General features: G+C 72.2%; 22 protein-coding genes and 1 tRNA gene. 15 read left to right on the plus strand and 8 right to left on the minus strand.

All coding sequences use genetic code 11. From position 1 onward, the window contains the following. Nucleotides 1–28: 28 nt before the first annotated feature. Together OG599_RS11690 and OG599_RS11695 are read left to right on the plus strand one after the other, a co-directional pair. Nucleotides 29–907 (plus strand): acyl-CoA thioesterase, encoded by an 879-nt coding sequence (locus tag OG599_RS11690; RefSeq protein ID WP_327175924.1) that lies wholly within the window; start codon nucleotides 29–31, stop codon nucleotides 905–907. A gap of 57 nt (nucleotides 908–964) precedes the next feature. Next, nucleotides 965–1,990: a cation diffusion facilitator family transporter gene (locus OG599_RS11695; RefSeq protein ID WP_327175925.1), complete on the plus strand. Its 1,026-nt coding sequence runs from the start codon at nucleotides 965–967 to the stop codon at nucleotides 1,988–1,990. Nucleotides 1,991–2,038: 48 nt separating this feature from the next. Here the strand turns inward: OG599_RS11695 and OG599_RS11700 are convergent, their stop codons facing one another. Beyond that, complete coding sequence (locus OG599_RS11700) at nucleotides 2,039–2,464, minus strand: MerR family transcriptional regulator (RefSeq protein WP_327175926.1); 426 nt, start codon at nucleotides 2,462–2,464, stop codon at nucleotides 2,039–2,041. Between the two features lie 50 nt (nucleotides 2,465–2,514). Then, a complete protein-coding gene (locus OG599_RS11705; protein WP_327175927.1) occupies nucleotides 2,515–3,546 on the minus strand; it encodes an NADP-dependent oxidoreductase in 1,032 nt (343 codons plus the stop codon). 256 nt (nucleotides 3,547–3,802) lie between these two features. Here OG599_RS11705 and OG599_RS11710 point away from each other — a divergent pair, with 256 nt between their 5' ends. Beyond that, a complete protein-coding gene (locus OG599_RS11710; protein WP_327175928.1) occupies nucleotides 3,803–4,315 on the plus strand; it encodes a hypothetical protein in 513 nt (170 codons plus the stop codon). Between the two features lies 1 nt (nucleotide 4,316). After that, the gene (locus OG599_RS11715; protein WP_327175929.1) at nucleotides 4,317–4,868 is read left to right on the plus strand and encodes a hypothetical protein; all 552 of its coding nucleotides are present in this window, start codon (nucleotides 4,317–4,319) and stop codon (nucleotides 4,866–4,868) included. Between the two features lie 96 nt (nucleotides 4,869–4,964). Here the strand turns inward: OG599_RS11715 and OG599_RS11720 are convergent, their stop codons facing one another. Together OG599_RS11720 and OG599_RS11725 are read right to left on the minus strand one after the other, a co-directional pair. Then, nucleotides 4,965–5,744: a phosphatase gene (locus tag OG599_RS11720; protein WP_327175930.1), complete on the minus strand. Its 780-nt coding sequence runs from the start codon at nucleotides 5,742–5,744 to the stop codon at nucleotides 4,965–4,967. A 159-nt stretch (nucleotides 5,745–5,903) separates the two neighbouring features. Further along, entirely contained in the window at nucleotides 5,904–6,524 is a 621-nt protein-coding gene (locus OG599_RS11725) for an SACE_7040 family transcriptional regulator (protein WP_327175931.1), read from the minus strand. 117 nt (nucleotides 6,525–6,641) lie between these two features. Here OG599_RS11725 and OG599_RS11730 point away from each other — a divergent pair, with 117 nt between their 5' ends. The 7 genes from OG599_RS11730 (at nucleotide 6,642) to glmS (ending at nucleotide 15,960) form a co-directional block, all read left to right on the plus strand. Then, on the plus strand, nucleotides 6,642–8,279 hold the full coding sequence (locus tag OG599_RS11730) for a carboxyl transferase domain-containing protein (protein WP_327175932.1): 1,638 nt from the start codon (nucleotides 6,642–6,644) through the stop codon (nucleotides 8,277–8,279). Between the two features lie 41 nt (nucleotides 8,280–8,320). Next, a complete protein-coding gene (locus tag OG599_RS11735) occupies nucleotides 8,321–10,321 on the plus strand; it encodes an ATP-binding protein (RefSeq protein ID WP_327175933.1) in 2,001 nt (666 codons plus the stop codon). Next, nucleotides 10,318–11,340, plus strand: a complete 1,023-nt coding sequence (locus OG599_RS11740) for a hydroxymethylglutaryl-CoA lyase (RefSeq protein ID WP_327175934.1) — start codon at nucleotides 10,318–10,320, stop codon at nucleotides 11,338–11,340. Before OG599_RS11735 ends, OG599_RS11740 begins: the two co-directional genes overlap by 4 nt. Nucleotides 11,341–11,347: 7 nt before the next feature. Beyond that, complete coding sequence (locus OG599_RS11745) at nucleotides 11,348–12,517, plus strand: acyl-CoA dehydrogenase family protein (protein WP_327175935.1); 1,170 nt, start codon at nucleotides 11,348–11,350, stop codon at nucleotides 12,515–12,517. 139 nt (nucleotides 12,518–12,656) lie between these two features. Beyond that, the gene (locus OG599_RS11750) at nucleotides 12,657–13,304 is read left to right on the plus strand and encodes a GNAT family N-acetyltransferase (RefSeq protein ID WP_327175936.1); all 648 of its coding nucleotides are present in this window, start codon (nucleotides 12,657–12,659) and stop codon (nucleotides 13,302–13,304) included. 478 nt (nucleotides 13,305–13,782) lie between these two features. Beyond that, entirely contained in the window at nucleotides 13,783–14,058 is a 276-nt protein-coding gene (locus OG599_RS11755) for a hypothetical protein (RefSeq protein ID WP_266704610.1), read from the plus strand. 72 nt (nucleotides 14,059–14,130) lie between these two features. Beyond that, complete coding sequence (gene glmS / locus OG599_RS11760) at nucleotides 14,131–15,960, plus strand: glutamine--fructose-6-phosphate transaminase (isomerizing) (RefSeq protein ID WP_327175937.1); 1,830 nt, start codon at nucleotides 14,131–14,133, stop codon at nucleotides 15,958–15,960. Nucleotides 15,961–16,256: 296 nt separating this feature from the next. Here the strand turns inward: glmS and OG599_RS11765 are convergent, their stop codons facing one another. Next, nucleotides 16,257–16,778 (minus strand): universal stress protein, encoded by a 522-nt coding sequence (locus OG599_RS11765; RefSeq protein ID WP_327175938.1) that lies wholly within the window; start codon nucleotides 16,776–16,778, stop codon nucleotides 16,257–16,259. Nucleotides 16,779–18,024: 1,246 nt separating this feature from the next. Between OG599_RS11765 and OG599_RS11770 the strand changes: the two genes are divergently transcribed. The 3 genes from OG599_RS11770 (at nucleotide 18,025) to OG599_RS11780 (ending at nucleotide 20,088) form a co-directional block, all read left to right on the plus strand. Continuing rightward, nucleotides 18,025–19,245 carry a helix-turn-helix domain-containing protein gene (locus OG599_RS11770; protein WP_327175939.1) on the plus strand — a complete coding sequence of 407 codons (1,221 nt, stop codon included), beginning with the start codon at nucleotides 18,025–18,027 and terminating at the stop codon, nucleotides 19,243–19,245. 10 nt (nucleotides 19,246–19,255) lie between these two features. Beyond that, nucleotides 19,256–19,861, plus strand: coding sequence for an oligoribonuclease (gene orn, locus OG599_RS11775; RefSeq protein WP_327175940.1), 606 nt, complete (start codon nucleotides 19,256–19,258; stop codon nucleotides 19,859–19,861). 154 nt (nucleotides 19,862–20,015) lie between these two features. Then, nucleotides 20,016–20,088, plus strand: a tRNA-His gene (locus OG599_RS11780). Nucleotides 20,089–20,145: 57 nt separating this feature from the next. Here the strand turns inward: OG599_RS11780 and OG599_RS11785 are convergent. Then, entirely contained in the window at nucleotides 20,146–20,541 is a 396-nt protein-coding gene (locus OG599_RS11785) for a 2'-5' RNA ligase family protein (protein WP_327175941.1), read from the minus strand. Nucleotides 20,542–20,892: 351 nt separating this feature from the next. Here OG599_RS11785 and OG599_RS11790 point away from each other — a divergent pair, with 351 nt between their 5' ends. Next, complete coding sequence (locus OG599_RS11790; RefSeq protein ID WP_327175942.1) at nucleotides 20,893–21,279, plus strand: VOC family protein; 387 nt, start codon at nucleotides 20,893–20,895, stop codon at nucleotides 21,277–21,279. 81 nt (nucleotides 21,280–21,360) lie between these two features. Here OG599_RS11790 and OG599_RS11795 read toward each other — a convergent pair whose 3' ends face one another. Continuing rightward, nucleotides 21,361–23,448 carry a TerD family protein gene (locus OG599_RS11795; RefSeq protein ID WP_327175943.1) on the minus strand — a complete coding sequence of 696 codons (2,088 nt, stop codon included), beginning with the start codon at nucleotides 23,446–23,448 and terminating at the stop codon, nucleotides 21,361–21,363. A gap of 564 nt (nucleotides 23,449–24,012) precedes the next feature. Next, nucleotides 24,013–25,044 carry a LacI family DNA-binding transcriptional regulator gene (locus OG599_RS11800; RefSeq protein ID WP_327175944.1) on the minus strand — a complete coding sequence of 344 codons (1,032 nt, stop codon included), beginning with the start codon at nucleotides 25,042–25,044 and terminating at the stop codon, nucleotides 24,013–24,015. Nucleotides 25,045–25,159 lie beyond the last annotated feature (115 nt).

A 25,159-nucleotide genomic window follows, 5' to 3' on the forward strand; every position in this document is an offset into this window, starting at 1 on the left:
CACGATCCAGGACGGCTGCGTTCCTCCCATGAGCGAAGCACTTGATTCCCTGCTCGATCTGCTCGACCTGGAGCGGATCGAGCGGGACATCTTCCGGGGCGCCAGCCGCTCGGCGGTGGTGCCCCGGGTGTTCGGCGGCCAGGTCGCGGCGCAGGCGCTGGTCGCGGCCGGCCGGACCGTGCCCGACGGCTGCCTGGCCCACTCCCTCCACTCGTACTTCCTGCGGATGGGCGACCCCGGCGCGCCGATCGTCTACAGCGTCGACCGCATCCGCGACGGCCGGTCCTTCACCACCCGCCGGGTCGTCGCGGTGCAGCACGGGCAGCCGATCTTCCACCTCTCCGCGTCCTTCCAGACGTACGAGGAGGGGCTGGACCACCAGGTCGCCATGCCGGACGCCCCGGATCCGGAGACCCTGCCGACGGCCGCCGAGATGATGCCCCGGTACGCCGACCGCTTCACCGACCCCGGCATGATCGACCGGCTCCTGGAGGCACGGGCGGCGGTGGACCTGCGGTACGTGGAGGAGCCGCCGTTCGCCACCGCCGGGCAGCCCCGCGAACCCCGCTCCCAGGTGTGGTTCCGCACCCGGGGCAAGCTCGCCGACGACCCGCTGCTGCACGTCTGCCTGGCGACGTACGTCTCCGACATGACGCTGCTCGACTCCGTGCTGCTGGCCCACGGGCGCGGCGGCTGGGCGATCGGCGACGTGGTCGGCGCGAGCCTGGACCACGCGATGTGGTTCCACCGGCCGTTCCGGGCGGACGAGTGGCTGCTGTACGACCAGGAGTCCCCGACCTCGTCCGGCGGGCGCGGGCTCGGCCAGGCGCGGATCTGGACGCAGGACGGCCGCCTGGCGATCACCGTGATCCAGGAGGGCCTGATCCGCACCCCGCGCGGGCGGTGAGACGCACGGTCACGCCGTTACGGAGTGTCCTGCCGCATCGCGGACATACTCGCCACCATGAGTGCCGAGAATCCTCAGGACGCCGCCCGTCCGGAGAGCCCCGAGAAGCCCGGACCAACCGGGACGCCCGAGAAGTCCGAGGAGTCCACGGCCACCGTCGTCGTCGCGGCGGCCGCCAACCTCGGCATCGCCGTGGCGAAGGCGGTCGCGGGGCTGATCAGCGGTTCGAGCGCGATGCTCTCGGAGGCGGCGCACTCGGTCGCCGACACCGTCACCGAGGTCATGCTCCTCACCGCCCTCAAGCGCAGCGAGAAGCCGGCCGACGAGGAACACCCGCTGGGGTACGGCCCCGAGCGCTACATCTGGGCGATGCTCGCCTCGATCGCGACCTTCGTCGGCGGCGCGGTGTTCTCGGTCTACGACGGGGTGCACACCCTCGTGCGGGGCGAGGAGCTGGGCGACCCTCTCGTCTCGTACATCGTGCTGGCCGTCGCCTTCCTGCTGGAGGGCTTCTCGCTGCGGACGGGCGTCAAGCAGGTGCGCCGCGAGGCCGCCCGGCTGCACGCCCCCGCCGCGCACTACCTGCGGCACACCCCGGACACGGCGGTGAAGGCCGTGGTCATGGAGGACTCTGCGGCCCTGGTCGGTCTGGTCCTCGCGGCGGGCGGCCTGCTGGGCGGGCAGCTGACCGGCTCCGGGGTGTGGGACGGGATCGCGTCCGTCCTCATCGGCATCCTGCTGGTGTACGTGGCCTGGGTGCTCGGCCGGTCCAACGCGCAACTGCTCATCGGCCGCCCGCTGCCCGAGGCGATGCGGGCCGGGGTCCGGGCCGAACTCCTCGGTGTGCCGAACATCGTCCAGGTGCTGGAGCTGACCACCCTCATCCAGGGGCCGACGGAGATCCTGATCGCCGCGAAGATCGACTTCCGGGACCTGGCGAGCGCCTCCGACGTGGAGTGGGCCTGCGAGCGGGCCGAGCGGCAGCTGCGGGAGCGCTTTCCGTCCGTGAAGCGGGTGTACCTGGACCCGACACCGGGCCCGGAGCAGCGGCGGGAGCGGGCGGACGGCGCGTCGGCGGGGTGAGAGGGGACACGTACCTCTACGACCTCCGGATCGCCGCGCCCGACGGGATCACCGCGTGACCGACCCTCCGGAAGGCGTGGCCGACCCCTCGGAAGGCGCGACCACCCCCGCCCCCTCCTCCGCCACCTTCCGCGCCAGTGCCTCGCGCAGTCCGGTGAGGCGGGCGATCTCCGCGTCCAGGGCGGCGAGGCGTTGGCCGACGACTCCGGGCGCCCCGGGCTCGGTGGAGGCGCAGCGCACCGGACGGCCCGAGGTCAGCAGGTGGAGGCGGTCGGCGCAGGCGTGTACGTCCGCCACCGTCAATCCGGCGGCGAGCAGCTCCCGGATGACGCGGACCCGGGCGATGTCCTCGGAGCCGTACTCCCGTTGGCCGGTGGAGGTCCGGGCGGGCGGGGCGAGCAGGCCGCGCTGTTCGTAGAAGCGCAGGGCCCGTGGGGTCGTCCCCGCCGCCGCTGCCGCGTCGCCGATCCGCATCCCGCACCGCCCCCGTAATGCTCTCCTCGGAGATACGCTCCCGCACCCCATCAGGAGAACACTTCCACCACGACTCCGCCGAAATGCCTTCCCTCGACGAGTTGTTGGAAGGCGAGTGGGGCGTTCTCCAGCCCCGCGACGGCGCTGTACGGGAAGCGGATCGCGCCCGAGCGCAGCCACCCGCCGAACCGCCGGGTCCACTCCGCGTCGACGTCCGGGTGGTCGCCGCCGGTGTAGCCGCGTACCGATACGCCCTTCACGATCAGCCGGTACGTGTCGATCTCGGCGGGGGCGCTGCCTCCGCCGCGCCGGGCGTCCAACTGCCCGGAGAGCGCGCCGACGAGGGCGAACCGCGCGCCCGGCCGGGCCGCGTCCACCGCCGCCGCGAGCTGTTCGCCGCCGACGAGGTCGAGCAGTACGTCGATGCCCCCGGGCGCCGCCTCGGCCAACTGCTCCGCGAAGTCCCCTGTGCCGCGCACCACGACGGCGTCGTAACCGAGTTCGGCCACCAGCCGCCCGGCCTTGGCGGGCGAACCGGTGGTGCCGACGATCCGGCCCGCGCCCAGCAGCCGGGCGATCTGCCCGGCGAGGCTGCCGACCGCACCGGCCGCCCCCGTGACGAGCACGGTGTCGCCGGGGCGGACCTCGGCGAGCCGGGTCAGCGCGCCGTACGCCGACGAGCCCTGGGCGAGGTACGCGACCGGATCGGGCAGTTCGTCGCCGAGCGGCAGCACCTGACCGACGGGGAGTACGGCGTACTCCCGCCAGCCGAGCAGATGCGTCACCCGGTCACCCGGCCGCAGCGGACCTCCGTCGGGCGCGGAGACGACCTCGCCCACCGCCGGCCCGATGACGGTGTCACCGCCGCGCAGCGGGGGCAGCGGCACCCCGTCGTTCTCGGTGCCCATCAGGGTGCGCAGCCCGGCGAACAGAGCGAAGTGGCTGTTGCGGACGAGCACTTCGCCGGGGCCGGGCTGGGGTACCGGGGTCTCGGCGACGGTGAAGTGCTTGGCCTCGGGCAGCCCGTCGGGCGTCACGGCGAGGCGGATCTCTCGGGAGGTACGGGGCAGGTCGGCGGACATCGCGGGCTCCTGGCGTTCGCGGATCGGAGGGCGGCGGGGCGTGCCCGTCGCCCCACGGGTGCGAGGAAGCTAGCCCTTGACCCGCGCGTCAGGGTCAAGCGATCGTGTCGAAGGAGAGCGGGTGAAGCTCGAACGGGCGGTGTCCCGGCCCTCCTGAGCCCGGGCCACTGCGGATGAACACCCACAGACACCTGAAGCTGTATGCGGGTCTCGCCAGAGGCCCCATGACCGCCCTCAATTCTCGACTGGAAATTTCATGAAGTACCGCAGACCACAACGGGTCGTTGTGGGAATACTTGTCCTCACCGGCGCCACAGCCATGCTCATAGCGATGCCCTTTTTCGTCTTCGCGGGCGACACGGGGCAGATTGCCGAAATGATGGCACCCTTTCCACTGGTCGCATACTTCGCATGGTTCTTCTACATGCACCCCTACGTTCAGGTGACCCCGGGAGAAGTGATCGTCAGGAATTTCGTGACTCTCTATCGGATTCCGAGGAGTCTGACGATAAAAAGGCTGGGGATTCGTGCGGTCAGTCTCGACGTGCAGGGGTACGGAAAAATTCCAGCGCTCGCCTCTACATCAGGCATTACTGGAAAACGGCAGTGCCGAAAGCTGGCTGCCGCTCTCACGGAAAGGCCTCCCGCCCCGACGGGCGCTGCCCTCGACAAGCGTGCGGTGGAGAAGACCCGGCCCGCGGGGGTGGCCGAGGTGGTCATGCTCGGGGCGACTCTCTCCCTTTGCGCCCTCTCCCTCGTGGGGGCCTGAAGTGCCGGGGAAGAGGGCGACAACGCCCTTCGACGGGCCTGACAGGGTGAGAGCACGGGGGCAGAAGCTCCGCGCCCTCACCTCGCTGACCGTCGTCCTCCTCGTTCAGCCCGTCGCCTCATACCTTGGCTCCGGGGAATTCTGGCTCGACGAACGATCTGTACAGGTCGCGGTGTACGTCCTGTACGCCGGCCTGGTGATCAGCCTCGGGTGGAGGGTGCTCGCCGCCTCGCACATCGCCTTTGACGACACATCCGCCGTCCTGACCAACGCATTCACACGCCGTCGGGTTCCTCTCGACCGGATCGACCGATTCGAGCGACACTCCGGTCTGCTGTCGATGACGTTGCGAGGCCGCACCGGGGCCATGGCAACGGTCTCGTCCGGAAGCACCCAGGAAGACGTCGACCGGTACAACGACATGCTTCGTCGTGGAGCCTTCGCGGCGGCCGAGGAACCCGGGATTCCGGACCAGCACTTCTATGTGATCCCCTCGGATCTGGCTCTTCCTGTCTCCGTGGGAGTAGCCGCGTTGATCCTCTTCGGAGGCTGAAGGCCGTTCCCGCACGGAATACGCCCCGATCGGCGGACTCCGTACCCGGTCGCTCCCCGCGCTCTCCGCAGGGGCCGGCCCGCGGGCGGCGCCCCCTCAGGCGAGCCCCGCCGCCCCCAGCAGGTACTCCGTCAGCACGTCGTAGTGGCGCGGGTCGGGCACGTTGTCGTCCAGCGGGACGGTGACCAGCAGGGAGCCCTCCGCTTCGCCGAGGAAGAGGGCGGGGTCGTTGCAGTCGGCGTAGCCGATGGCGTCGAGTCCGCGTCCGCCCGCGCAGCCGGCCCAGCCGTGGTCGGCGAGGACCAGGTCCGGCTGGGGGCGGCCCTCGCGCTCCAGGCCGTCCAGGATGGCGGCCATCGGGGCCGGGGAGTGGGTGTGCCAGAGGGACGCGCCGTGCTCCAGCACCGCGACTCCGGCGAACTGGACGACGTTGCCCTCGTCGGCGCGCAGCCCGGCAGGGACGGTGACGATCTCGCAGCCCTCCGCGCGCAGCGCGTCCGCCGTCCTGCGGTGGACGTCGAGGAGGCCGCCGGGGTGGCCGGTGGCGACGAGGACGCTCTCGGTGTCCGCCACGGCCTTGCGGAGGCGTTCCGCCATCCGGTCGAGGGCGTCGACGGTCAGCTCGGGGTCGATGGTGTCCTGGCCGAAGCGGTGGGCCGGATCGTCGATGACCCCGCAGCGCTCCGCCATGACGGCGAGGACGTCCTGTTCGTCGGTCCAGCGGTCGCCGAGTTCCAGCCCGAGCCAGTAGTGGCGGTCTCCGTTGGCGAGCGCCCGGTAGTGCGCGAGATTGTTGTCGCGGGGCGTGGCCACGTCGCCGGCGATGCGGGTACGGACGAGGTGGTCGGTGAGTTCGGCGCGGCTGGGTATCGGCATGGCGCCCATTCTGCCGTCACCCGTACGCGGCGCGCCCGGCATCTCGTACCCCGGGACCGGCGCGACCTGCCCCTGGGCACCCCGGGACCGGCCCGCCCGGCCCCGAGCACCCAGGAACCGGCGGGCCCGGAACCGGCCGCCCCGTACGCGTACGGCCGCTTAGCGCCCTTCGGCCGCCGCCGCGAAGGCACCCCGGGCGAGGCGGTGCAGCAGGAGGGCGGTCGCCGCGCGGTCCGGGAGGGCTTCGGGGCGGGCGAGGCGCGGGGTGGAGTTCAGCAGGCCGAAGACGGCGTGCACGGTGACGCGGGCCTCGGCCTCGGTCAGGGCGGGGTAGCGGGTGCGGGCGACGGAGACCCAGATCTCGACGTACTCGCGCTGGAGGCGGCGGACCCGCTTGCGGTCGGCGTCACGCAGGCGGTCCAGCTCGCGGTCGTGCAGGGTGATCAGGGGGCGGTCGTCGAGGGCGAAGTCGATGTGGCCCTCGATGAGCGCGTCCAGCAGCGCGTCCGGAGAGCTTTCCGGGGCCGCGGCGTCCTCCTCGACGCGCAGCCGGCCGCCGGTGAGGAGGCGCTCGCTGATGCCGACCAGCAGCTCGGAGAGCATCGCGTCCTTGCCGGGGAAGTGGCGGTAGAGGCCGGGGCCGCTGATGCCCACGGCGGCGCCTATCTCGTCGACACCGACGCCGTGGAAGCCGCGCTCGGCGAAGAGGAGCGCCGCCTCCCGGAGGATCTGCTCGCGGCGGGTGGGTCCCGCGACGCGGGCGGTGGCATGGGTGCTCATGGGGATTGATTCTAGACAGGGCCGTTAGCGCTCGTTAACCTGAGGCCGTTCGCGTTAACGCTCATTAACCGCACGGCGGGGGTCACGGCCCCACCGCTCACGGGGAGGCTCGACACGATGCAGCCGGCACCGGCACCACAGGCACCGGTCCTTCTCGGCGCCGCCGATCCCGCCTCCGACGCGTGGCGGGCCAACGAGGCGGCGCACCGCGCGCTCGCCGCCGAGCTGCGCACGCGGCTGGCCTCGGCCCGGCTCGGCGGGGGCGAGAAGGCGCGCGCCCGCCATGTGGCGCGCGGCAAGCTGCTGCCCCGGGACCGGGTGGACACGCTGCTCGACCCCGGTTCGCCCTTCCTGGAGCTGGCGCCGCTGGCCGCCGAGGGGCTGTACGGCGGGGCCGCGCCGGCCGCCGGGGTGGTGGCGGGGATCGGCCGGGTGAGCGGCCGGGAGTGCGTGATCGTCGCCAACGACGCGACGGTCAAGGGCGGCACGTACTACCCGATGACCGTGAAGAAGCATCTGCGGGCGCAGGAGGTGGCGCTGGAGAACCGTCTCCCCTGCCTCTACCTGGTGGACTCCGGCGGCGCCTTCCTGCCGATGCAGGACGAGGTGTTCCCGGACCGCGACCACTTCGGCCGGATCTTCTTCAACCAGGCGCGGATGTCGGCCGCGGGCATCCCGCAGATCGCGGCGGTGCTGGGGTCCTGCACGGCGGGCGGCGCGTACGTCCCCGCGATGAGCGACGAGGCGGTCATCGTGCGCGGCCAGGGCACGATCTTCCTCGGCGGCCCCCCGCTGGTGAAGGCGGCGACCGGCGAGGTCGTCACGGCGGAGGAGCTGGGCGGCGGCGAGGTCCACGCGCGTACGTCCGGGGTCACCGACCACCTCGCCGAGGACGACGCGCACGCGCTGCGGATCGTACGGAACATCGTGGCGACGCTCCCGGCGCGCGGGGCGCTGCCCTGGACCGTGCGGCCCGCCGAGGAGCCGAAGGCGGACCCGGCGGGGCTGTACGGCGCGGTTCCGGTCGACTCGCGCACCCCGTACGACGTGCGCGAGGTGATCGCCCGGGTGGTGGACGGGTCGCGGTTCGCGGAGTTCAAGGCCGAGTACGGCCAGACCCTGGTCACCGGGTTCGCGCACGTCCACGGGCATCCGGTGGGGATCGTCGCCAACAACGGCATCCTGTTCTCCGAATCGGCCCAGAAGGGCGCGCACTTCATCGAACTGTGCGACCAGCGCGGCATCCCGCTGGTCTTCCTCCAGAACATCTCGGGCTTCATGGTCGGCAAGGCGTACGAGGCCGGGGGCATCGCCAAGCACGGCGCGAAGATGGTCACCGCCGTGGCCACCACCCGGGTGCCGAAGCTGACGGTCGTCGTCGGCGGTTCGTACGGCGCGGGCAACTACTCCATGTGCGGCCGGGCCTACTCCCCCCGCTTCCTCTGGATGTGGCCCAACGCCAAGATCTCGGTGATGGGCGGCGAGCAGGCCGCCTCCGTCCTCGCCACGGTCAAGCGGGACCAGCTCGGTGACGCCTGGAGCCCGGAGGACGAGGAGGCGTTCAAGGCGCCGGTCCGCGCCCAGTACGAGGAGCAGGGCAACGCCTACTACGCGACCGCCCGGCTCTGGGACGACGGGGTGATCGACCCGGCGGACACCCGGCAGGTGCTCGGCCTGGCCCTGACCGCGTGCGCCAACGCCCCGCTCCCCGAGCGGAATCCGGCCGACCCGGGCTTCGGCCTCTTCCGCATGTGAACGAGCGAGATCGTACGGGCGAGAGGGAGAGAGGGACGTCCATGTTCAGCACGGTGTTGGTCGCCAACCGGGGCGAGATCGCCGTCCGGGTCATCCGGACGCTGCGCGCCCTCGGCGTCCGGTCGGTCGCCGTCTTCAGCGACGCGGACGCGGACGCCCGGCACGTACGGGAGGCGGACACGGCGGTACGGATCGGCCCGGCGCCCGCCGCGCAGAGCTACCTCAGCGTGCCCGCGCTGCTGGAGGCGGCCCGCCGCACGGGGGCCGAGGCGGTCCATCCGGGGTACGGCTTCCTGGCGGAGAACGCCGCCTTCGCCCGCGCGTGCGCGCAGGCCGGGCTCGTCTTCATCGGGCCGCCCGCCGACGCGATCTCCCTGATGGGCGACAAGATCCGGGCGAAGGAGACGGTCGCGGCGGCCGGGGTGCCGATCGTCCCCGGATCCTCCGGCAGCGGCCTCACCGACGCTCAACTCGCCGACGCGGCACGCGGGATCGGCATGCCGGTGCTGCTGAAACCGTCGGCGGGCGGCGGCGGCAAGGGCATGCGGCTGGTGCACGACGAGGCGCTGCTCGCCGAGGAGATCGCGGGGGCCCGCCGCGAGGCGACGGCCTCCTTCGGCGACGACACGCTGCTGGTCGAGCGGTGGATCGAGCGCCCCCGGCACATCGAGATCCAGGTGCTGGCGGACACCCACGGCCACGTGATCCACCTCGGCGAGCGGGAGTGCTCGCTCCAGCGCCGCCACCAGAAGGTGATCGAGGAGGCGCCTTCGGTGCTGCTCGACGCGGCGACCCGGGCGGCGATGGGCGAGGCGGCGGTGCGGGCGGCCCGTTCCTGCGGCTATGTCGGCGCGGGCACGGTCGAGTTCATCGTGCCGGGCGGCGATCCGTCCGCGTACTGCTTCATGGAGATGAACACGCGGCTCCAGGTCGAGCACCCCGTGACCGAGCTGGTCACCGGGCTCGACCTGGTGGAGTGGCAGCTACGGGTCGCCTCCGGCGAGCAACTCCTCCACACGCAGGCCGACATCACCTTCACCGGGCACGCCGTGGAGGCCCGGGTCTGCGCCGAGGACCCGGCCCGCGGCTTCCTTCCCTCCGGCGGCACGGTGCTCGCGCTGGACGAGCCGGGGGGCGGCGGCGTACGGACCGACTCGGGGCTGAGCGAGGGCACGGAGGTCGGTTCGCTGTACGACCCGATGCTGTCGAAGGTCATCGCGTACGGACCCGACCGGGCGACCGCCCTGCGCCGGCTGCGGGCTGCCCTCGCGGACACGGTGATCCTGGGCGTACCGACCAACACCGGTTTCCTGCGGCGCCTGTTGGCCCATCCGGCGGTGGTGGCGGGCGAGCTCGACACGGGGCTGGTGGAACGCGAGGCGGCGGGGCTGGTCCCGGGCGGCGTACCGGAGGAGGTGTACGCGGCGGCGGCAGCCGTACGGGCCGAGGCGCTCGCCCCGGTGCCGGACGCGCACGGCTGGACGGACCCGTTCGCCGTGCCGAACGGCTGGCGCACCGGCGGCTCACCCGCCCCGCTCGCCTTCCCGCTGCGGGTGGCCGGCCAGGAGCCGGTGGTACGGGAGGCGCCGCCGGGCGCGACGGTGGGCCCGGACCGGGTGACCGTCGAACTCGACGGTGTGGTGCACCACTTCTGGCGTGCCGGGCAGTGGCTCGGCCGCGACGGCGACACCTGGCAGGTGCGGGACCACGACCCGGTGGAGGCGTCCCTGAGCGGGGCGGCCCGCGCGGGCGCGGACACCCTCGCGGCGCCGATGCCGGGCACGGTCACCGTGGTCAAGGTGGCGGTCGGGGACGCGGTGGCGGCGGGGCAGGCGCTGCTGGTGGTCGAGGCGATGAAGATGGAGCACGTCATCTCCGCCCCGCACGCCGGGACCGTCACCGAACTGGACGTCTCGCCCGGGGCCACCGTCGCCATGGACCAGGTGCTGGCCGTGGTCGCACCGGACACCGGGGCGGACCCGGCTCCGGCTCCGGCTCCGGCTCCGGCTCCGGCTCCGGCTCCCGAGGAGAGGCAGTCATGACCACCCCCCAGCGCCCCGCCCTGCCGATGGCCGTCGCCGCGCAGGACCTGCCCGCCCGGGTCCGTATCCACGAAGTGGGCGCGCGCGACGGGCTGCAGAACGAGAAGACGGCTCTACCGACCGCCGTGAAGGCCGAGTTCATCCACCGGCTCGCCGCCGCGGGGCTCACCACCATCGAGGCGACGAGCTTCGTCCACCCCAAGTGGGTCCCCCAACTCGCCGACGCCGAGGAGCTGTTCCCGATGCTCGGCGACCTGCCGGGGCCGGGCGGCGCGAACGCGGTCGCGCTCCCCGTCCTCGTACCGAACGAACGCGGGCTCGACCGGGCGCTGGCGCTCGGGGCCCGGCGGATCGCGGTCTTCGGCTCGGCGACGGAGAGCTTCGCCGCCCGCAACCTCAACCGGTCCGTCGCCGAGTCGCTGGCGATGTTCGAGCCGGTGGTGGCCCGCGCCAAGGAGGACCGGGTGCATGTGCGCGGCTACCTCTCGATGTGCTTCGGCGACCCGTGGGAGGGGCCGGTCCCGGTGCACCGGGTCGTCCGGGTGGCGAAAGCCCTGATGGACCTCGGCTGCGACGAGCTCTCCCTCGGCGACACCATCGGCGTCGCCACCCCCGGCCACGTACAGGCCCTGCTCGCCGAGCTGAACGAGGAGGGGGTGCGCACCGACGCCATCGGCGTGCACTTCCACGACACCTACGGCCAGGCCCTCGCCAACACCCTCGCCGCGCTCCAGCACGGGGTGACCACCGTCGACGCCTCGGCGGGCGGCCTCGGCGGCTGCCCGTACGCGAAGAGCGCCACCGGCAACCTCGCCACCGAGGACCTGGTGTGGATGCTCCAGGGCCTCGGCATCGACACCGGCGTCGACCTCGACGCCCTCACCGCCACCAGCGTGTGGCTGGCGGGGCATCTGGGCCGCCCGAGCCCGTCCCGTACCGTCCGCGCGCTCTCGCCGAGTCCGGAGCCGACACCCGAGCCTCCCGCGCCCACCGCTTCCCCCGCTTCCCCCGAGGAGTGACCCCGCCATGCCCCTGGACCACCGGCTCGCCGCCGAGCACGAGGAACTGCGCCGTACCGTCGAGGAGTTCGCCCACGAGGTGGTCGCCCCGAAGATCGGCGACTTCTACGAACGCCACGAGTTCCCGTACGAGATCGTGCGGGAGATGGGCCGGATGGGCCTGTTCGGGCTGCCGTTCCCGGAGGAGTACGGCGGGATGGGCGGCGACTACCTCGCCCTCGGGATCGCCCTGGAGGAGCTGGCCCGGGTCGACTCCTCGGTGGCGATCACCCTGGAGGCGGGCGTCTCGCTGGGCGCCATGCCGGTGTACCGCTTCGGCACCGAGGAGCAGAAGCAGCGGTGGCTGCCGAAGCTCTGCGCGGGCGAGGCGCTGGGCGCGTTCGGCCTGACCGAGCCCGACGGCGGCTCGGACGCGGGCGGCACCCGCACCACGGCGGTGCTGGACGAGGCGGCCGGCGAGTGGGTGATCAACGGCTCCAAGTGCTTCATCACCAACTCCGGCACGGACATCACCGAGTTGGTGACCGTGACGGCCGTGACCGGCCGCAAGGACGACGGCTCCCCGCGCATCTCCGCGATCGTCGTCCCGTCCGGCACCCCCGGCTTCACGGTCGCCGCCCCGTACTCCAAGGTCGGCTGGAACGCCTCCGACACCCGCGAACTCTCCTTCGCCGACGTCCGCGTCCCGGCCGCCAACCTGCTCGGCGAGGAGGGCCGGGGGTACGCCCAGTTCCTCCGCATCCTCGACGAGGGCCGGATCGCGATCTCCGCCCTGGCGACCGGGCTGGCCCAGGGGTGCGTGGACGAGTCGGTGAAGTACGCCGCCGAACGCCACGCCTTCGGCCGCCCTATCGGCGCCAACCAGGCCATCCAGTTCAAGATCGCCGACATGGAGACCCGCGCCCACATGGCCCGCATCGGCTGGCGCGACGCGGCCTCCCGCCTGGTGGCCGGCGAGCCCTTCAAGAAGGAGGCGGCCATCGCGAAGCTCTACTCCTCGACCGTCGCCGTCGACAACGCCCGCGACGCCACCCAGATCCACGGCGGCTACGGCTTCATGAACGAGTACCCGGTCGCCCGCATGTGGCGCGACTCCAAGATCCTGGAGATCGGCGAGGGCACCAGCGAGGTCCAGCGGATGCTGATCGCCCGGGAGTTGGGGCTGCCGGCGGCGTGACCCGTTCCACCCCGCGCGAACAGTCGGACACGGCGCGGCGATCCGGCGCGCGGCCGGCGGCCCCGGCGCGCGCGCCGGGCCGGCTCCCTGCCCCCATAATCGGTCGACGCCCTTCCGGCCCCTGCGGCAGAGTTCGCCCATGACGACCCCGTACGAGCACTGGCCCCTCCACGGACTCCGCATCCGTACGCCCCGGCTCGAACTGCGGCTCCCCGACACCGCGCTCGCCGACCGGCTCGCGGCCGTGGCCGGGGCGGGGGTGCACGCGGCCGACCGGATGCCGTTCACCGTGCCGTGGACCGACGACGAGCCCGGGGCGGTGGCGCGGGCGACGTTCCAGCACGTGCTGTCCACGATCGCGAACTGGTCCCCGGACGACTGGGCCCTGAGCCTCGCCGTGCTGCACGACGGGGAGGTCGTCGGGCGGCAGGACCTGATGGCGAAGGACTTCGCCGTCACCCGCGTCGCCTCCACCGGCTCCTGGCTCGGTCTCGTCCACCAGCGGCAGGGGTTCGGGACGGAGATGCGGGCCGCCGCGTTGCACCTGGCGTTCGCGGGGCTGGGCGCCCAGTGCGCCGTGTCCGCGGCGATGACCGACAACCCGGCCTCCCTCGGCGTCTCACGCCGCCTCGGCTACCTCCCGGACGGCACAGCGGTCGCCGCCGTGCGCGGGGCCCCCGCGACGCTCCAGCGGCTCCGGCTGGACCGCGCGCGGTGGGAGGAGCACCGCAGGGTGGAGGTGTCGATCCAGGGGCTCGACGCCTGCCGGAGCGCCTTCGGGGCGTGACCCGCGAAGGGGCTCGGCGGGAGCCCTCGGCGGGCGGCGGCCCGGCGCCCGTAAGGGGGGTCTTCGGAAAGGACTCTCGCGGGCGGCGGCCCGGCTCGAACCCGGCCCCGGTGCGTCCCATCCGGCCACCGTGGCCGGATGATCGCCACCCCGGCCCCGGGAACCGACCGGGCGGACGGAGTCCGAAGGCCTGCGTTCGGGGGTCCGGTGGCGGAACGTGTCCGTGCCCGGTGGCCAGCATCAGCCGGTACGGTCCGGCCCGCGCGGGGGTTACCGGGCGTAGCCGTACCCTTGGGCGGACCGCTTCCGGCCATCTTCCCGAGGCCTCCCCCCAGGCCTCTCTCACGCCCCTCTCACGCCTCCCCACGAACACCGCACGGAAGACGTAAGCGCCGCCGTGCCACATGTTTCACACAGCTCCTGCCCGATTTCGGGCAGATTTCTTGCATAAGGCCGCCTGCCCACGCAGTATCAACGGGTGCTCGAACGCCGCTCGTCCCACGACGACCTCATCGACCACCTCGTACGCTCCACCTCGCTCCAGCGCGGTGAGGCGGCCCGGGTGGTACTCGACGTGCTGGCGTTCTTCGACGAGACGACCGAGGCCTTCGTCCGGCGCCGCCACCGCGAACTGCAGTCCGGCGGCCTGGTCAACACGGAGATCTTCGAGCGGATCGCGGCCGAGCTGCCGCACCGCGCGGTGGCACCGCCGGAGCTCTCGCTCCGCCAGCTGCGCCGCATCGTCTACGGCTGAGGCAACGGCTGAGGCAACGGCCGCGGGCCGAGCACCGCAGGGCATCTGTACGTCGTAGGAGGGGTAGAAAACATGTGCGGAATCGTCGGATACATCGGCAGGCGTGACGTCGCTCCGCTGCTGCTGGAAGGTCTGCAGCGGCTGGAGTACCGGGGGTACGACTCGGCGGGCATCGTCGTGACGAGCAAGACCGCGGCGGGCAAGCCGGGCACGCTGAAGATGGTCAAGGCGAAGGGCCGCGTCCGCGAGCTGGAGGCCCGTATCCCCAAGCGTTTCGCGGGCACGACCGGCATCGCGCACACCCGCTGGGCCACCCACGGCGCCCCGAGCGACGAGAACGCCCACCCGCACATGGACGCCGAGAACAAGGTCGCGGTCGTCCACAACGGGATCATCGACAACGCCTCCGAGCTCCGCGCGAAGCTCGTCGCCGACGGCGTCGTGTTCCTCTCCGAGACCGACACCGAGGTGCTGGTCCACCTGGTCGCCCGCGCCCAGGCCGAGACCCTGGAGGAGAAGGTCCGCGAGGCGCTGCGCTCCGTCGAGGGCACCTACGGCATCGCGGTGATGCACGCGGACTTCAACGACCGCATCGTGGTCGCCCGCAACGGCTCCCCGGTCGTCCTCGGCATCGGCGAGAAGGAGATGTTCGTCGCCTCCGACGTCGCAGCCCTCGTCGCCCACACCCGCCAGGTCGTGACCCTCGACGACGGCGAGATGGCCACCCTCAAGGCGGACGACTTCCGTACGTACACCACGGAGGGCTCGACCACGACGGCCACGCCGACCACCGTGGAGTGGGAGGCCGAGTCGTACGACATGGGCGGCCACGACACGTACATGCACAAGGAGATCTCGGAGCAGGCCGACGCGGTCGACCGCGTGCTGCGGGGCCGTATCGACGACCGTTTCTCCACCGTGCACCTGGGCGGCCTCAACCTGGACGCCCGCGAGGCGCGCGGGGTGCGCCGGATCAAGATCCTCGGCTGCGGCACCTCGTACCACGCCGGCCAGATCGGCGCCCAGCTGATCGAGGAGCTGGCCCGCATCCCCGCGGACGCCGAGCCCGCGTCCGAGTTCCGCTACCGCAACCCGGTCGTGGACCCCGACACCCTCTACGTCGCCGTCTCCCAGTCCGGCGAGACCTACGACGTGCTGGCCGCCGTCCAGGAGCTGAAGCGCAAGGGCGCCCGGGTGCTCGGCGTCGTCAACGTCGTGGGCTCCGCCATCGCCCGGGAGGCCGACGGCGGTACCTACGTCCACGCGGGCCCCGAGGTCTGCGTGGTCTCCACCAAGTGCTTCACCAACACCGTGGTCGCCTTCGCGCTGCTCGCCCTGCACCTGGGCCGTATCCGTGACCTCTCGGTCGCGGACGGCAAGCGGATCATCGCGGGTCTGCGCCGGCTGCCGGAGCAGATCAGCGAGATCCTGGCGAACGAGGACGAGATCAAGCGGCTGGCCGCCGAGTACGCGGACGCCAAGTCGATGATGTTCATCGGCCGGGTGCGGGGCTACCCGGTGGCCCGCGAGGCCTCGCTGAAGCTCAAGGAGGTCTCGTACATCCACGCCGAGGCGTACCCGGCCTCCGAGCTGAAGCACGGCCCGCTGGCCCTGATCGAGCCCGCGATGCCGACCGTGGCGATCGTGCCCGACGACGACCTGCTGGAGAAGAACCGGGCCGCGATGGAGGAGATCAAGGCGCGCAGCGGCCGGATCCTCGCCGTCGCGCACCAGGTCCAGGAGAAGGCGGACCACACCATCGTCGTGCCGAAGAACGAGAACGAGCTCGACCCGATCCTCATGGGCATCCCGCTCCAGCTCTTCGCGTACCACACGGCGCTGGCCATGGGCCGTGACATCGACAAGCCGCGCAACCTGGCGAAGTCCGTCACCGTCGAGTAGGACCCAGGGGCCTCCCGGCGAGGTCCGCACCGGGCCGGGACGGACCGAGGGCGACGAGAAGCGGGCGCACGACCACTCGATCGTGGTGTGCGCCCGCTTCCGTCATGCACGGAACGTGCGGATGACCCGGTGTACTGATGTGCGGACCCGGCGGATTGACGGCCCGTCAACCCTGCGGTGGATCAACACCCGGGGCCCGCCGGGTCCTTCGCCGGAGTCAATGCGTCGGGACCACGTGCCGGGACCATTCGTCGGGACCCCTTGTCGGGACCCCTTGTCGGGACCCCTTGTCGGGATCAGGGGATGACGATGACGGGACGTTGCGCGCGGCGGGCGAGACGGCCGGCCACGGAGCCGAAGATCCGGCCCACCAGTCCGTGCGTCGACCCGACGACGATCGCGTCGGCCGCGTACTCGCGGCCGACTTCCTCCAGTTCGTGGCAGATGTCGCCGCCGCGCTCGACCAGCACCCACGGCACCTCGGAGAGGTACTCCGCGCAGGCCAGTTCGAGACCGAGCACCTCGGTGCGGTGATCGGGTACGTCGACGAAGACGGGGGGTTCGCAGCCTGCCCAGACGGTGGTCGGGAGCCGGTTGGCGACATGCACGATGATCAGTCCGGAGCCGGATCTGCAGGCCATGCCGATCGCATAGGCGAGGGCTCGCTCACTGGACGTGGAGCCGTCGAAACCGACCACGACACCGTGCCGGAAGGCCGGGTCGCAGGAATGACGTGTTTCTTCGACCGTCAGGGGGTCCGACCCGTGGTCGGTTACCTGCTTGCGGTCTGCGGGTTCAGGGGATTCGTGACCGGCCATCGGTGTCTCGGCGAAGAGAGTCCTCGTGAGGAGGGAACGGCTAGGTCGTGTGGTGAAAGTAGCGTCGTCCGCCCGGAGGGCGTGCCAGGCGTCGCCAGACAGGCGGGACTTTCACAACACGGCCCAGGGGGACGTGTGCGGCTTCGGGGAGCGGCTGCCGTGCGGGGCTGTGGACTTGTGTCCGACGACCGTCCAGGACGAGGGCCCGACGACGGTGGTCGTGGGCTGCTGTCCCGGGCTGCTGTCGGGCGCTTGTCCGGGAATCATCTTTCCAACCCTTTACCCCCAAGGGTACGGCGCCACTCCTCCACCGCCCAGACCGCCGCAAAGCGCGTGACGCGCTTTGGGGGAGCATGCACGAGGCGAGGGCGGTTGGCAATGCCGGTTGGCCCGTACACCGAGCGTCGCGGCGCCGGAGAGGGCCCTTCGCCCCGTTTTTCCGACGGGCCGGTATGGCTCGGAGAGGGTCTTCGAACCGCGGCGCACACCCCGTACCGCCCTCTGGAACGGCCCCTGTTGGCCACCCGACACGCCGGCGAGGGCGTCGGCGCGCCGGGGTGCGCACCCGGAGCGTACGCGTGGCGACCGCCCGTACCCGACGTCGCCCGGTCCCTCCGAGCCAGGCCGGGCACGAGCGCATGAGGGCGCACGGACAGGCGCACCGGGCGCAAGCCGATTCCCTTGCGTGCGCCGGTGAATCCGTTGATCCGCCGGGCTCGCGCGCTTCCTCCGGCCCGCTCCGTCCGCGCCCCCGCCGGCGGCCGGCAGAGGCGAGGAAGATCCCCTGGCGGGCTTTCTCACAGGTGCGCGGGGGCGTGACCGACAGGGCCACGAGTGCGCGGGGAGCGCGCCGGAGCATGACTGAATCCCGCGCGCACGACCGTCGCTTTTCGGCCAACTTCACATCTGCGCCGAAACCTTGGCGTTGTGCCTCTCATTTGCACTTGTCACCTGGCAGGAACGGACCGCGCGGTACGCTTTCACCCGACGCGGACGGGCCATGATCGCGACGCGCACTTCACAGTGCCGCTCGCGAGTGGAACGCTTCGTGATCGAACGCTTCACGCCACGTTGCCTTGTCGACATTGAGCCGGTGAGGGAACGTGTCATTTCGGCATCGCGGGACGCAGTAGGTTCGATCTTGAAATCGAGCACTGGGGACATGTGCGGCACCGAGGGGACACGTGCAGGAGCGACAGGCCTGTAGGGACCAGGGAGACGCGAACACCGAGGGGGGCTTAGCGTCATGAGCCAGGACTCCGCTTCCGTAACGGAGGCCGCACGGAAGTTGGCCGGGCGGCGACGCCGGGAAGTCGTAGCCGTACTGCTGTTCAGCGGTGGCCCGATCTTCGAGAGCTCCATCCCGCTCTCCGTCTTCGGCATCGACCGGCAGGACGCGGGCGTTCCCCGCTACCGCCTGCTGGTCTGTGGCGGGGAGGAAGGGCCGCTGCGCACCACCGGCGGCCTCGAACTCACCGCGCCGTACGGCCTGGAGGCGATCAGCAGGGCAGGCACCGTGGTGGTGCCCGCCTGGCGCTCGATCACCTCCCCGCCTCCGGTCGAGGCGCTCGACGCGCTGCGCCGCGCACACGAGGAGGGCGCCCGCATCGTCGGGCTCTGCACCGGGGCGTTCGTCCTCGCGGCCGCCGGGCTGCTGGACGGCCGCCCGGCGACGACGCACTGGATGTACGCGCCGACGCTGGCCAAGCGCTATCCGTCGGTGCACGTCGATCCGCGCGAGCTGTTCGTCGACGACGGTGACGTGCTCACCTCGGCGGGGACGGCCGCCGGGATCGATCTCTGCCTGCACATCGTGCGGACGGACCACGGCACGGAGGCCGCCGGCGCGCTGGCCCGCCGTCTCGTGGTGCCGCCGCGCCGCAGCGGCGGTCAGGAGCGCTACCTCGACAGGTCTTTACCCGAAGAGATCGGCTCCGACCCGCTCGCCGAGGTCGTGGCCTGGGCCCTGGAGCATCTGCACGAGCAGTTCGACGTGGAGACGCTGGCGGCCCGCGCGTACATGAGCCGCCGTACCTTCGACCGGCGCTTCCGCTCACTCACCGGCAGCGCTCCGCTCCAGTGGCTGATCACCCAGCGGGTGCTCCAGGCGCAGCGGCTGCTGGAGACGTCGGACTACTCGGTGGACGAGGTCGCGGGCCGCTGCGGCTTCCGTTCGCCGGTGGCGCTGCGCGGCCACTTCCGCCGCCAGCTGGGCTCCTCCCCCGCCGCGTACCGGGCCGCCTACCGGGCCCGCCGCCCGGGATCGGGGCCGGAGCCCGGCGCGGTGGAGGCGGTGGTGCCCGCGCAGGTCTCCTCGGCGGTACGGAGGATGCCGGGCGGTTCCACGGGGCTGGCCGCTTTCGCCGCCTCCCCGGGCACGCCGGTCCTCCCGGACCGGCCGGACCGGAGCCCGGAGGGTTACCCCGGCGGGCGCCCGGCCCTGCCGGGACAGCGGAGCGCCCCGTAGGGTGGGGTCCATGAACGACCGCATGGTATGGATCGACTGCGAGATGACCGGGCTCTCGTTGACGCAGGACGCACTCATCGAGGTGGCGGCTCTGGTCACCGACTCGGAGTTGAACGTGCTCGGCGAAGGGGTGGACATCGTGATCCGCCCGCCGGACGCGGCCCTGGAGACCATGCCCGAGGTGGTGCGGCGTATGCACACCACCTCGGGCCTCCTCGACGAGCTGGCCGGGGGCACCACCCTGGCCGACGCCGAGGCCCAGGTGCTGGCGTACGTGCGCGAGCACGTGAAGGAGCCGGGCAAGGCCCCGCTCTGCGGAAACTCCGTCGGCACCGACCGGGGCTTCCTCGCGCGCGACATGCAGGCGCTGGAGGGGTACCTCCATTACCGCATCGTCGACGTGTCCTCCATCAAGGAGCTGTCCCGGCGCTGGTACCCGAAGGCGTACTTCAACAGCCCGGACAAGAGTGGCAACCACCGGGCACTGGCCGACATCCGCGAATCCATCGCGGAGCTGCGCTACTACCGTGAGGCCGTCTTCGTGCCTCAGCCCGGCCCGGACTCGGACCGCGCCAAGGAGATCGCCGCCCGCCACGTGGTCCCGGCCGAGCAGTAGGGCCTGCCGGCCGCACCCCTGCGAACCCCCTGTTCACGGGCCCGGGAGGGCCTGTGGACGGGGCCGCGGAGGGGGCCACCGAAAGGTGGCGCGAGCACCCTCGAAAACCCTGTACACTTTTTCTCGGCCGGTCGGAAACGCCCGGACGAACATGGTGGGTATAGCTCAGATGGTAGAGCACCTGGTTGTGGTCCAGGATGTCGCGGGTTCGAGTCCCGTTACTCACCCTTGAAGAAGAAGGCCCGGACTGCGGAAGCAGTCCGGGCCTTCTTCGTGCGTTCCCGTCACACGGTCCCCAGGGGCACCCGGGCACAGGTCTCCCACTCGTACATCTGCCGGTCGCGGCCGATGACGATCAGCTCGGCGGACGTGATCCGTGCGGTCGCCGCGGACACCCCGAGTGCGTCCAGCGCTTCGGCGATCGGCCCCGCCGGGCCGGTGGAGGCGCTGTAGGCGACGGACACGTGCGGGCGGAACCCTTCTGCCCGCTCCGGCACCTCCTGCAGGACGTCCCCGATCGCGGCCCTGATGGCGTCCCGGACCGCGTGCACGGGGTCGGCGGGGAGGGCGGGCAGCCGGATCGCTTCGGGGGCGAGGACGGCGGACCCGGCGCCGAACCGGACGTCGAAGGCGGGAACGGCCGTGAGCCGCTCTCCGGCAGCTGCGGCGATCCGGTCCACGACGCCGGTCCGACCTCGTCCACGAAACCGATGCCCTGCATCGTCAGGTGCAGCCACTCGTCGGGGACGAGGGTCAGGCCGTCCAGGCCGGCGAGGCCGCCCCGGTAGGCGGCAGCCGCACGGTGCAGGTCCTCCTGCCCGCCGAAGGTCAGATGCCAGGTGTAGGACCTCCGGCCGGGGCTCCACCCGGGCCGCCACCACCAGTGGTCACGCATGAGCTCAGATCCTGTGGTCATGGCCGGAGATCACATCAGGCAGGCCGCCCCTTGGCCAGAGGGTGACGCGGAGCGGTCGAGCCGACGTGGGAGGGAGGCGCCTCCCGGGCCCGTGACCGGCGTAACGTCGGCGCACATGGTGCACGTACTGAGCAGCCGGACGCTGTTGCGTCCCACCGACCCCGAGCGCACCCGCGCCTTCTACGGCCAGGCCCTCGGCCTGGCGGTCCACCGCGAGTTCGGTACCGGCCCGGAGCGCGGCACGGTCTACTTCCTGGGCGGCGGGTTCCTCGAAGTCTCCGGCCGGGGCGACACCCCGCCCTCCCCCGACCTGCGGCTCTGGCTCCAGGTCGCCGACGTCGCCGCCGCCCACGAGGAACTCCGCGCACGCGGTGTACCGATCCTGCGGCCGCCCGTCCAGGAGCCGTGGGGGCTGATCGAGATGTGGATCGCCGACCCGGACGGGCTGCGCATCGCGGTGATCGAGGTCCCGGCGGACCACCCGTTGCGCAGCCGCCCCTGAGGAGCCCGCCCCTGAGAAGCCCGTTCCTGGGGAGCCAGGCCCGGACCCGGCCGCCCTGACGGATCAGCCGGTCCGCGCGGCTCAGCCGCCCGTGGGCGCCTCGCCGGCCCGGGCTCGCGGCGCGCTCCTGGTGTCGAGGTGCGCGATGACCGTGGTGTGGAACCGGTGCACCGCGTCGTCGACGCTCCGGATGAACCCGGACTCGGCGCTGCCACGGCCGCTGCCCATGCCCTTGAGGAGGGAGAGCCGGAACCCGGTGATCTGCGATCCGTCCTTGGGGAGCAGGTCGGCGGGCTCGGGCCGCAGTCGCTCCAGCGTGCCGCGCGGGCCCGGTGTCTCCCCGTCGAGGAGCGTCTCGATGTGCAGATCGGCGGGTGCGGAGTCGAGTTGACGCAGGAACCGTTTGACCCGGCTCAGCGGGTAGCCCTGCCCGGCCCACGGCACCTCGACGGAGGTCCGGAGCTTTCCCGTCCGCAGGTCCGCCGCCAGCGTCAGCGCGCCCGGCATGCCCTCGATACGGAGTCCGGCCTCCAACCGGCCCTGCGCGCACAGGTGATCGGCCTGCTCGGTACGCCGCGCGGTCGGGTCCGCGCCGCGCCGGGTGCGCTGGAGGGGCAGCACCTTCTGCCCGAGTTCGCCGCCCAGCCGCAGGCAGACCTGGCGCACCAGGCGTTCCCAGCTCTCGATGACCTGTACGGCCCGGGGGTCACCCACGCAGAGGGTCTCGTCGTCGATCCCCTTGCGGACCGGGACCCAGGCGGCGCCCATGTTCTGGAAGCCGTGGCAGCCGGAGTTCTCGTGCTGGAGGTACTGGAGCAGCTCCGCGAGGATCCAGACGTGCGCGGCGTTGCCGACGCCTTCGTGCCGGATGAGCATCTGGGCCTGGTGGGCGACGTCGGCCCAGGAGAGGTGCCAGAGGGCGACCTTGTGCTTGCGACGCCCGTCCACGCGTACGGAGACCAGCGGGCTGCCTTCCAGCGCGACGTCGTTGGAGAGCGTGATGACGGCCTCGTACCCCCGGCGGGCGGCGATGTCCATGTACGCCTGCACCTGGTCGTCCTTGAGGGGGTTTCCGTTCGTCTTCGTCTCCACGAGGGCGGTCCAGAGCTTGCCCGCGCGCTCGACGCGGATCACGCCGTCCGGCCGCCTCGGGCTGTCCCCGTGCGGCAGCGACACCTCGGTGAACGTCTCCATGCGCCCCGCCGGTGCGCCGAATCCGGCGGTGAGCCGCCGTCCGAACTCGGGGACCTGGGCCATCACCGCGAGGACGACGGACGTGGCCCGGGTCTCGCGCTCCCGGTCGTTCCTGAGGGCGGGTACGGGGAAGAGCCGGGCCGGCTGCCAGGCGTCGGTCTCCGCGAGCGACTTCTTCGCCGTCCGCTGGATGGTGACCTTCTTCCGGGCGGTACGCGGACGACGCGAGACGGGTACCGCCGCCTCGGGCACCGCGGCGGTCCCGGCCACGCTCCGGGGAGAGGGCACGGTGGCCCCGGGTGCGCCGGAAGGGGCCTCCGGCGCCGCCTCATCCGGTCCGGGTACCTCGGGGACCGCCTGAGCACCCTCCTCCGCAGAGGCCGCCTCTTCGGCCTCCTCGGACTCAGCCGCCTCGGCCTCCGTCGCCGCGTCGTCGTCGATGTCCACGCCGAAGTCCGTGGCCAGACCCGCCAGTCCGGAGGCGTACCCCTGTCCGACCGCGCGGAACTTCCACTCGCCGGCCCGCCGGTAGAGCTCGCCGAAGACGAGAGCGCTGACCTCGCCCGCCTCTTCGACGGCGAAGGAGAGCAGCCCTTCGCCCGAGCTGTCCGCGAGGGTGAGACGCACGTCGTCGAGCTCGCCGAACCGGGCGCCTCCGTAACGGCTGGCCGCGACGACCAGACGGTCGACGGACGCCGGAACCGCGTCGAGGTCGAAGCTGATCCGGTCCTCGTCGCCGTCGGCGGAGGGCGTCTTCCCGAGGAGCTGCACGCTTCCGTCACCCGCGGCCGGGGTGTTGTAGAAGCAGAAGTCGGTGTCGTCCCGCACCTTGCCGTTCTCGTCGAGCAGCAGCACCGAGACGTCCGCGTCGCCCTCCCCCGTGGCGCTGCTCCAGCCCAGGCTCACGACGACCGATCCGACGTCCTCGCTCAGCGTGGACAGCCCGACGTTCGCGCCCTTGACCATGGTGCGCATGTGGCCCCCCAGATGCACTGCCGCTTCGGAACGCACCCGGCGGCTCAACGTGTGACCAGGTGTGGTGCGTCACACACTCGCCGTACCTGGCGCACTGTAGCCCGCGCGGTGGAGTCGATGTGGTGACCATGTGAAATTTTCCCTTTCCCTTACCGATCCCCCCGCAGTGGACGCGCCGGGAGCGGGCCGTGGAGTGGCTGTCGCGGGACCACCCCGTGCCGTCGTCCTGGTACGGGCACGCGGCGCGGCGTACGGAGATCGGCAGGCGGACCGGGGCGCCGCGCGAAGTACCGCTGCGGGGGGTGCGGTTCGGCTCGCCCCACGATGCCCGGCGGTGGCTGCGCGGGACCCCGCGCGGGAGGATGCGGGGCCCCGTCCGACGTGGCGGCCTGCGCGGCATGAGGGGGCACTCCCCCGCCCGACGGCTGCCCCGGCGCCCGGCCCGGCCGCGGCCGCACCGGACGGTCGCCCCACCCGGCGGCCCCCTCCGACGGGCCCGTCCGGCGGCCCCGTCCCGCGGCCCCGTCCGCTGCCCGGGAGCCGTTCGGGAGCCGTTCGGAGGTCTCACGAGGAGGCGCGGACGACCAGTTCGGTCGGGAGCACCAGGTGGCGGCGCTCGTCGGTGGGGTCGGTGATCTGCTGGAGCAGGACCTCGGTCATGGCGCGCCCCATCTCCTCTATCGGCTGGCGGACGCTGGTGAGGCCGGGTTCCATGTGGCGGGCCACCACGGAGTCGTCGAAGCCGACGATGGCCACGTCGTCCGGGATGCGGCGGCCGGCCTCGCGCAGTACGTGGCGGGCGCCTGCCGCCATCACGTCGGAGGCGGCGAAGACGGCGTCCAGGTCGGGGTGGCGGGCGAGCAGTTCGGTCATCGCGCGGGCGCCGCCCTCCTCGGTGAAGTCGGCGAGGGCGATGAGGCGTTCGTCCGGGGCGAGGCCGGCTTCGGCGAGGGCCCTGCGGTAGCCGTCCAGGCGGCGCTGGGCGCCGTAGACCTCCAGCCGGCCGGTGATGGTGCCGATGGTCCGGCGGCCCTGTTCGATGAGGTGGGCGACGGCGCTGCGGCCGCCCTGGAAGTTGTCGGAGTCGACCGAGGCGAGCGGTTCGTCGGCGCCGCGCTGGCCGCTGATGACGCACGGCATGCCGAGCTGTTCCAGGAGTTCGGGCAGCGGGTCGTCGGCGTGCACGGAGACGAGCAGGACGCCGTCCACGCGGTGCGCGGTGAGGTACTGGGCGAGTCTGCGGCGCTCGCGGTCGTTGCCGGCGAGGGTGAGGAGCAGCTGCATGTCGGTGTCGGCGAGGGCGGCGCCCACTCCGCGCACGATGTCGGAGAAGTACGGCTCGGCGAAGAAGCGGGCCTCGGGCTCGGGTACCACGAGCGCGATGGCGTCCGTGCGGTTTCCGGCCAGGGCACGAGCCGCGCGATTGGGTACGTACCCCAGTTCGGCGATGGCGGCTTCGACCACTTCGCGGGTCTGGTCGCTGACCCGCGGCGATCCGTTGATGACGCGGGAGACCGTGCCGCGGCCCACACCCGCTTTGACGGCGACCTCTTCGAGCGTCGGCCGCCCACCGCCCCGTACGCGTGCTGACACCATGTCCGCCTCCCGTTTCGCCGTCAACTTCTCACAGTCGAATATGTCGAACCAAGCCCTGTCGAAAGATTCCCTTGACACGTTTCCGGACCCGGGGGCTGCCGAAGAGCACCAAATT

Origin of the sequence: Streptomyces sp. NBC_01335 (assembly GCF_035953295.1) — a bacterium.
Taxonomy (GTDB): domain Bacteria; phylum Actinomycetota; class Actinomycetes; order Streptomycetales; family Streptomycetaceae; genus Streptomyces.

What these genes read in the sequence shown, in the direction of transcription:
- OG599_RS11690 (WP_327175924.1), top strand. Translation starts at nt 29, where the DNA reads ATGAGCGAAGCACTTGATTCCCTGCTCGATCTGCTCGACCTGGAGCGG.
- OG599_RS11695 (WP_327175925.1), top strand. Translation starts at nt 965, where the DNA reads ATGAGTGCCGAGAATCCTCAGGACGCCGCCCGTCCGGAGAGCCCCGAG.
- OG599_RS11700 (WP_327175926.1), bottom strand. Translation starts at nt 2,464, where the DNA reads ATGCGGATCGGCGACGCGGCAGCGGCGGCGGGGACGACCCCACGGGCC.
- OG599_RS11705 (WP_327175927.1), bottom strand. Translation starts at nt 3,546, where the DNA reads ATGTCCGCCGACCTGCCCCGTACCTCCCGAGAGATCCGCCTCGCCGTG.
- OG599_RS11710 (WP_327175928.1), top strand. Translation starts at nt 3,803, where the DNA reads ATGAAGTACCGCAGACCACAACGGGTCGTTGTGGGAATACTTGTCCTC.
- OG599_RS11720 (WP_327175930.1), bottom strand. Translation starts at nt 5,744, where the DNA reads ATGCCGATACCCAGCCGCGCCGAACTCACCGACCACCTCGTCCGTACC.
- OG599_RS11725 (WP_327175931.1), bottom strand. Translation starts at nt 6,524, where the DNA reads ATGAGCACCCATGCCACCGCCCGCGTCGCGGGACCCACCCGCCGCGAG.
- OG599_RS11730 (WP_327175932.1), top strand. Translation starts at nt 6,642, where the DNA reads ATGCAGCCGGCACCGGCACCACAGGCACCGGTCCTTCTCGGCGCCGCC.
- OG599_RS11735 (WP_327175933.1), top strand. Translation starts at nt 8,321, where the DNA reads ATGTTCAGCACGGTGTTGGTCGCCAACCGGGGCGAGATCGCCGTCCGG.
- OG599_RS11740 (WP_327175934.1), top strand. Translation starts at nt 10,318, where the DNA reads ATGACCACCCCCCAGCGCCCCGCCCTGCCGATGGCCGTCGCCGCGCAG.
- OG599_RS11745 (WP_327175935.1), top strand. Translation starts at nt 11,348, where the DNA reads ATGCCCCTGGACCACCGGCTCGCCGCCGAGCACGAGGAACTGCGCCGT.
- OG599_RS11750 (WP_327175936.1), top strand. Translation starts at nt 12,657, where the DNA reads ATGACGACCCCGTACGAGCACTGGCCCCTCCACGGACTCCGCATCCGT.
- glmS (WP_327175937.1), top strand. Translation starts at nt 14,131, where the DNA reads ATGTGCGGAATCGTCGGATACATCGGCAGGCGTGACGTCGCTCCGCTG.
- OG599_RS11765 (WP_327175938.1), bottom strand. Translation starts at nt 16,778, where the DNA reads ATGGCCGGTCACGAATCCCCTGAACCCGCAGACCGCAAGCAGGTAACC.
- OG599_RS11770 (WP_327175939.1), top strand. Translation starts at nt 18,025, where the DNA reads ATGAGCCAGGACTCCGCTTCCGTAACGGAGGCCGCACGGAAGTTGGCC.
- orn (WP_327175940.1), top strand. Translation starts at nt 19,256, where the DNA reads ATGAACGACCGCATGGTATGGATCGACTGCGAGATGACCGGGCTCTCG.
- OG599_RS11790 (WP_327175942.1), top strand. Translation starts at nt 20,893, where the DNA reads ATGGTGCACGTACTGAGCAGCCGGACGCTGTTGCGTCCCACCGACCCC.
- OG599_RS11795 (WP_327175943.1), bottom strand. Translation starts at nt 23,448, where the DNA reads ATGCGCACCATGGTCAAGGGCGCGAACGTCGGGCTGTCCACGCTGAGC.
- OG599_RS11800 (WP_327175944.1), bottom strand. Translation starts at nt 25,044, where the DNA reads ATGGTGTCAGCACGCGTACGGGGCGGTGGGCGGCCGACGCTCGAAGAG.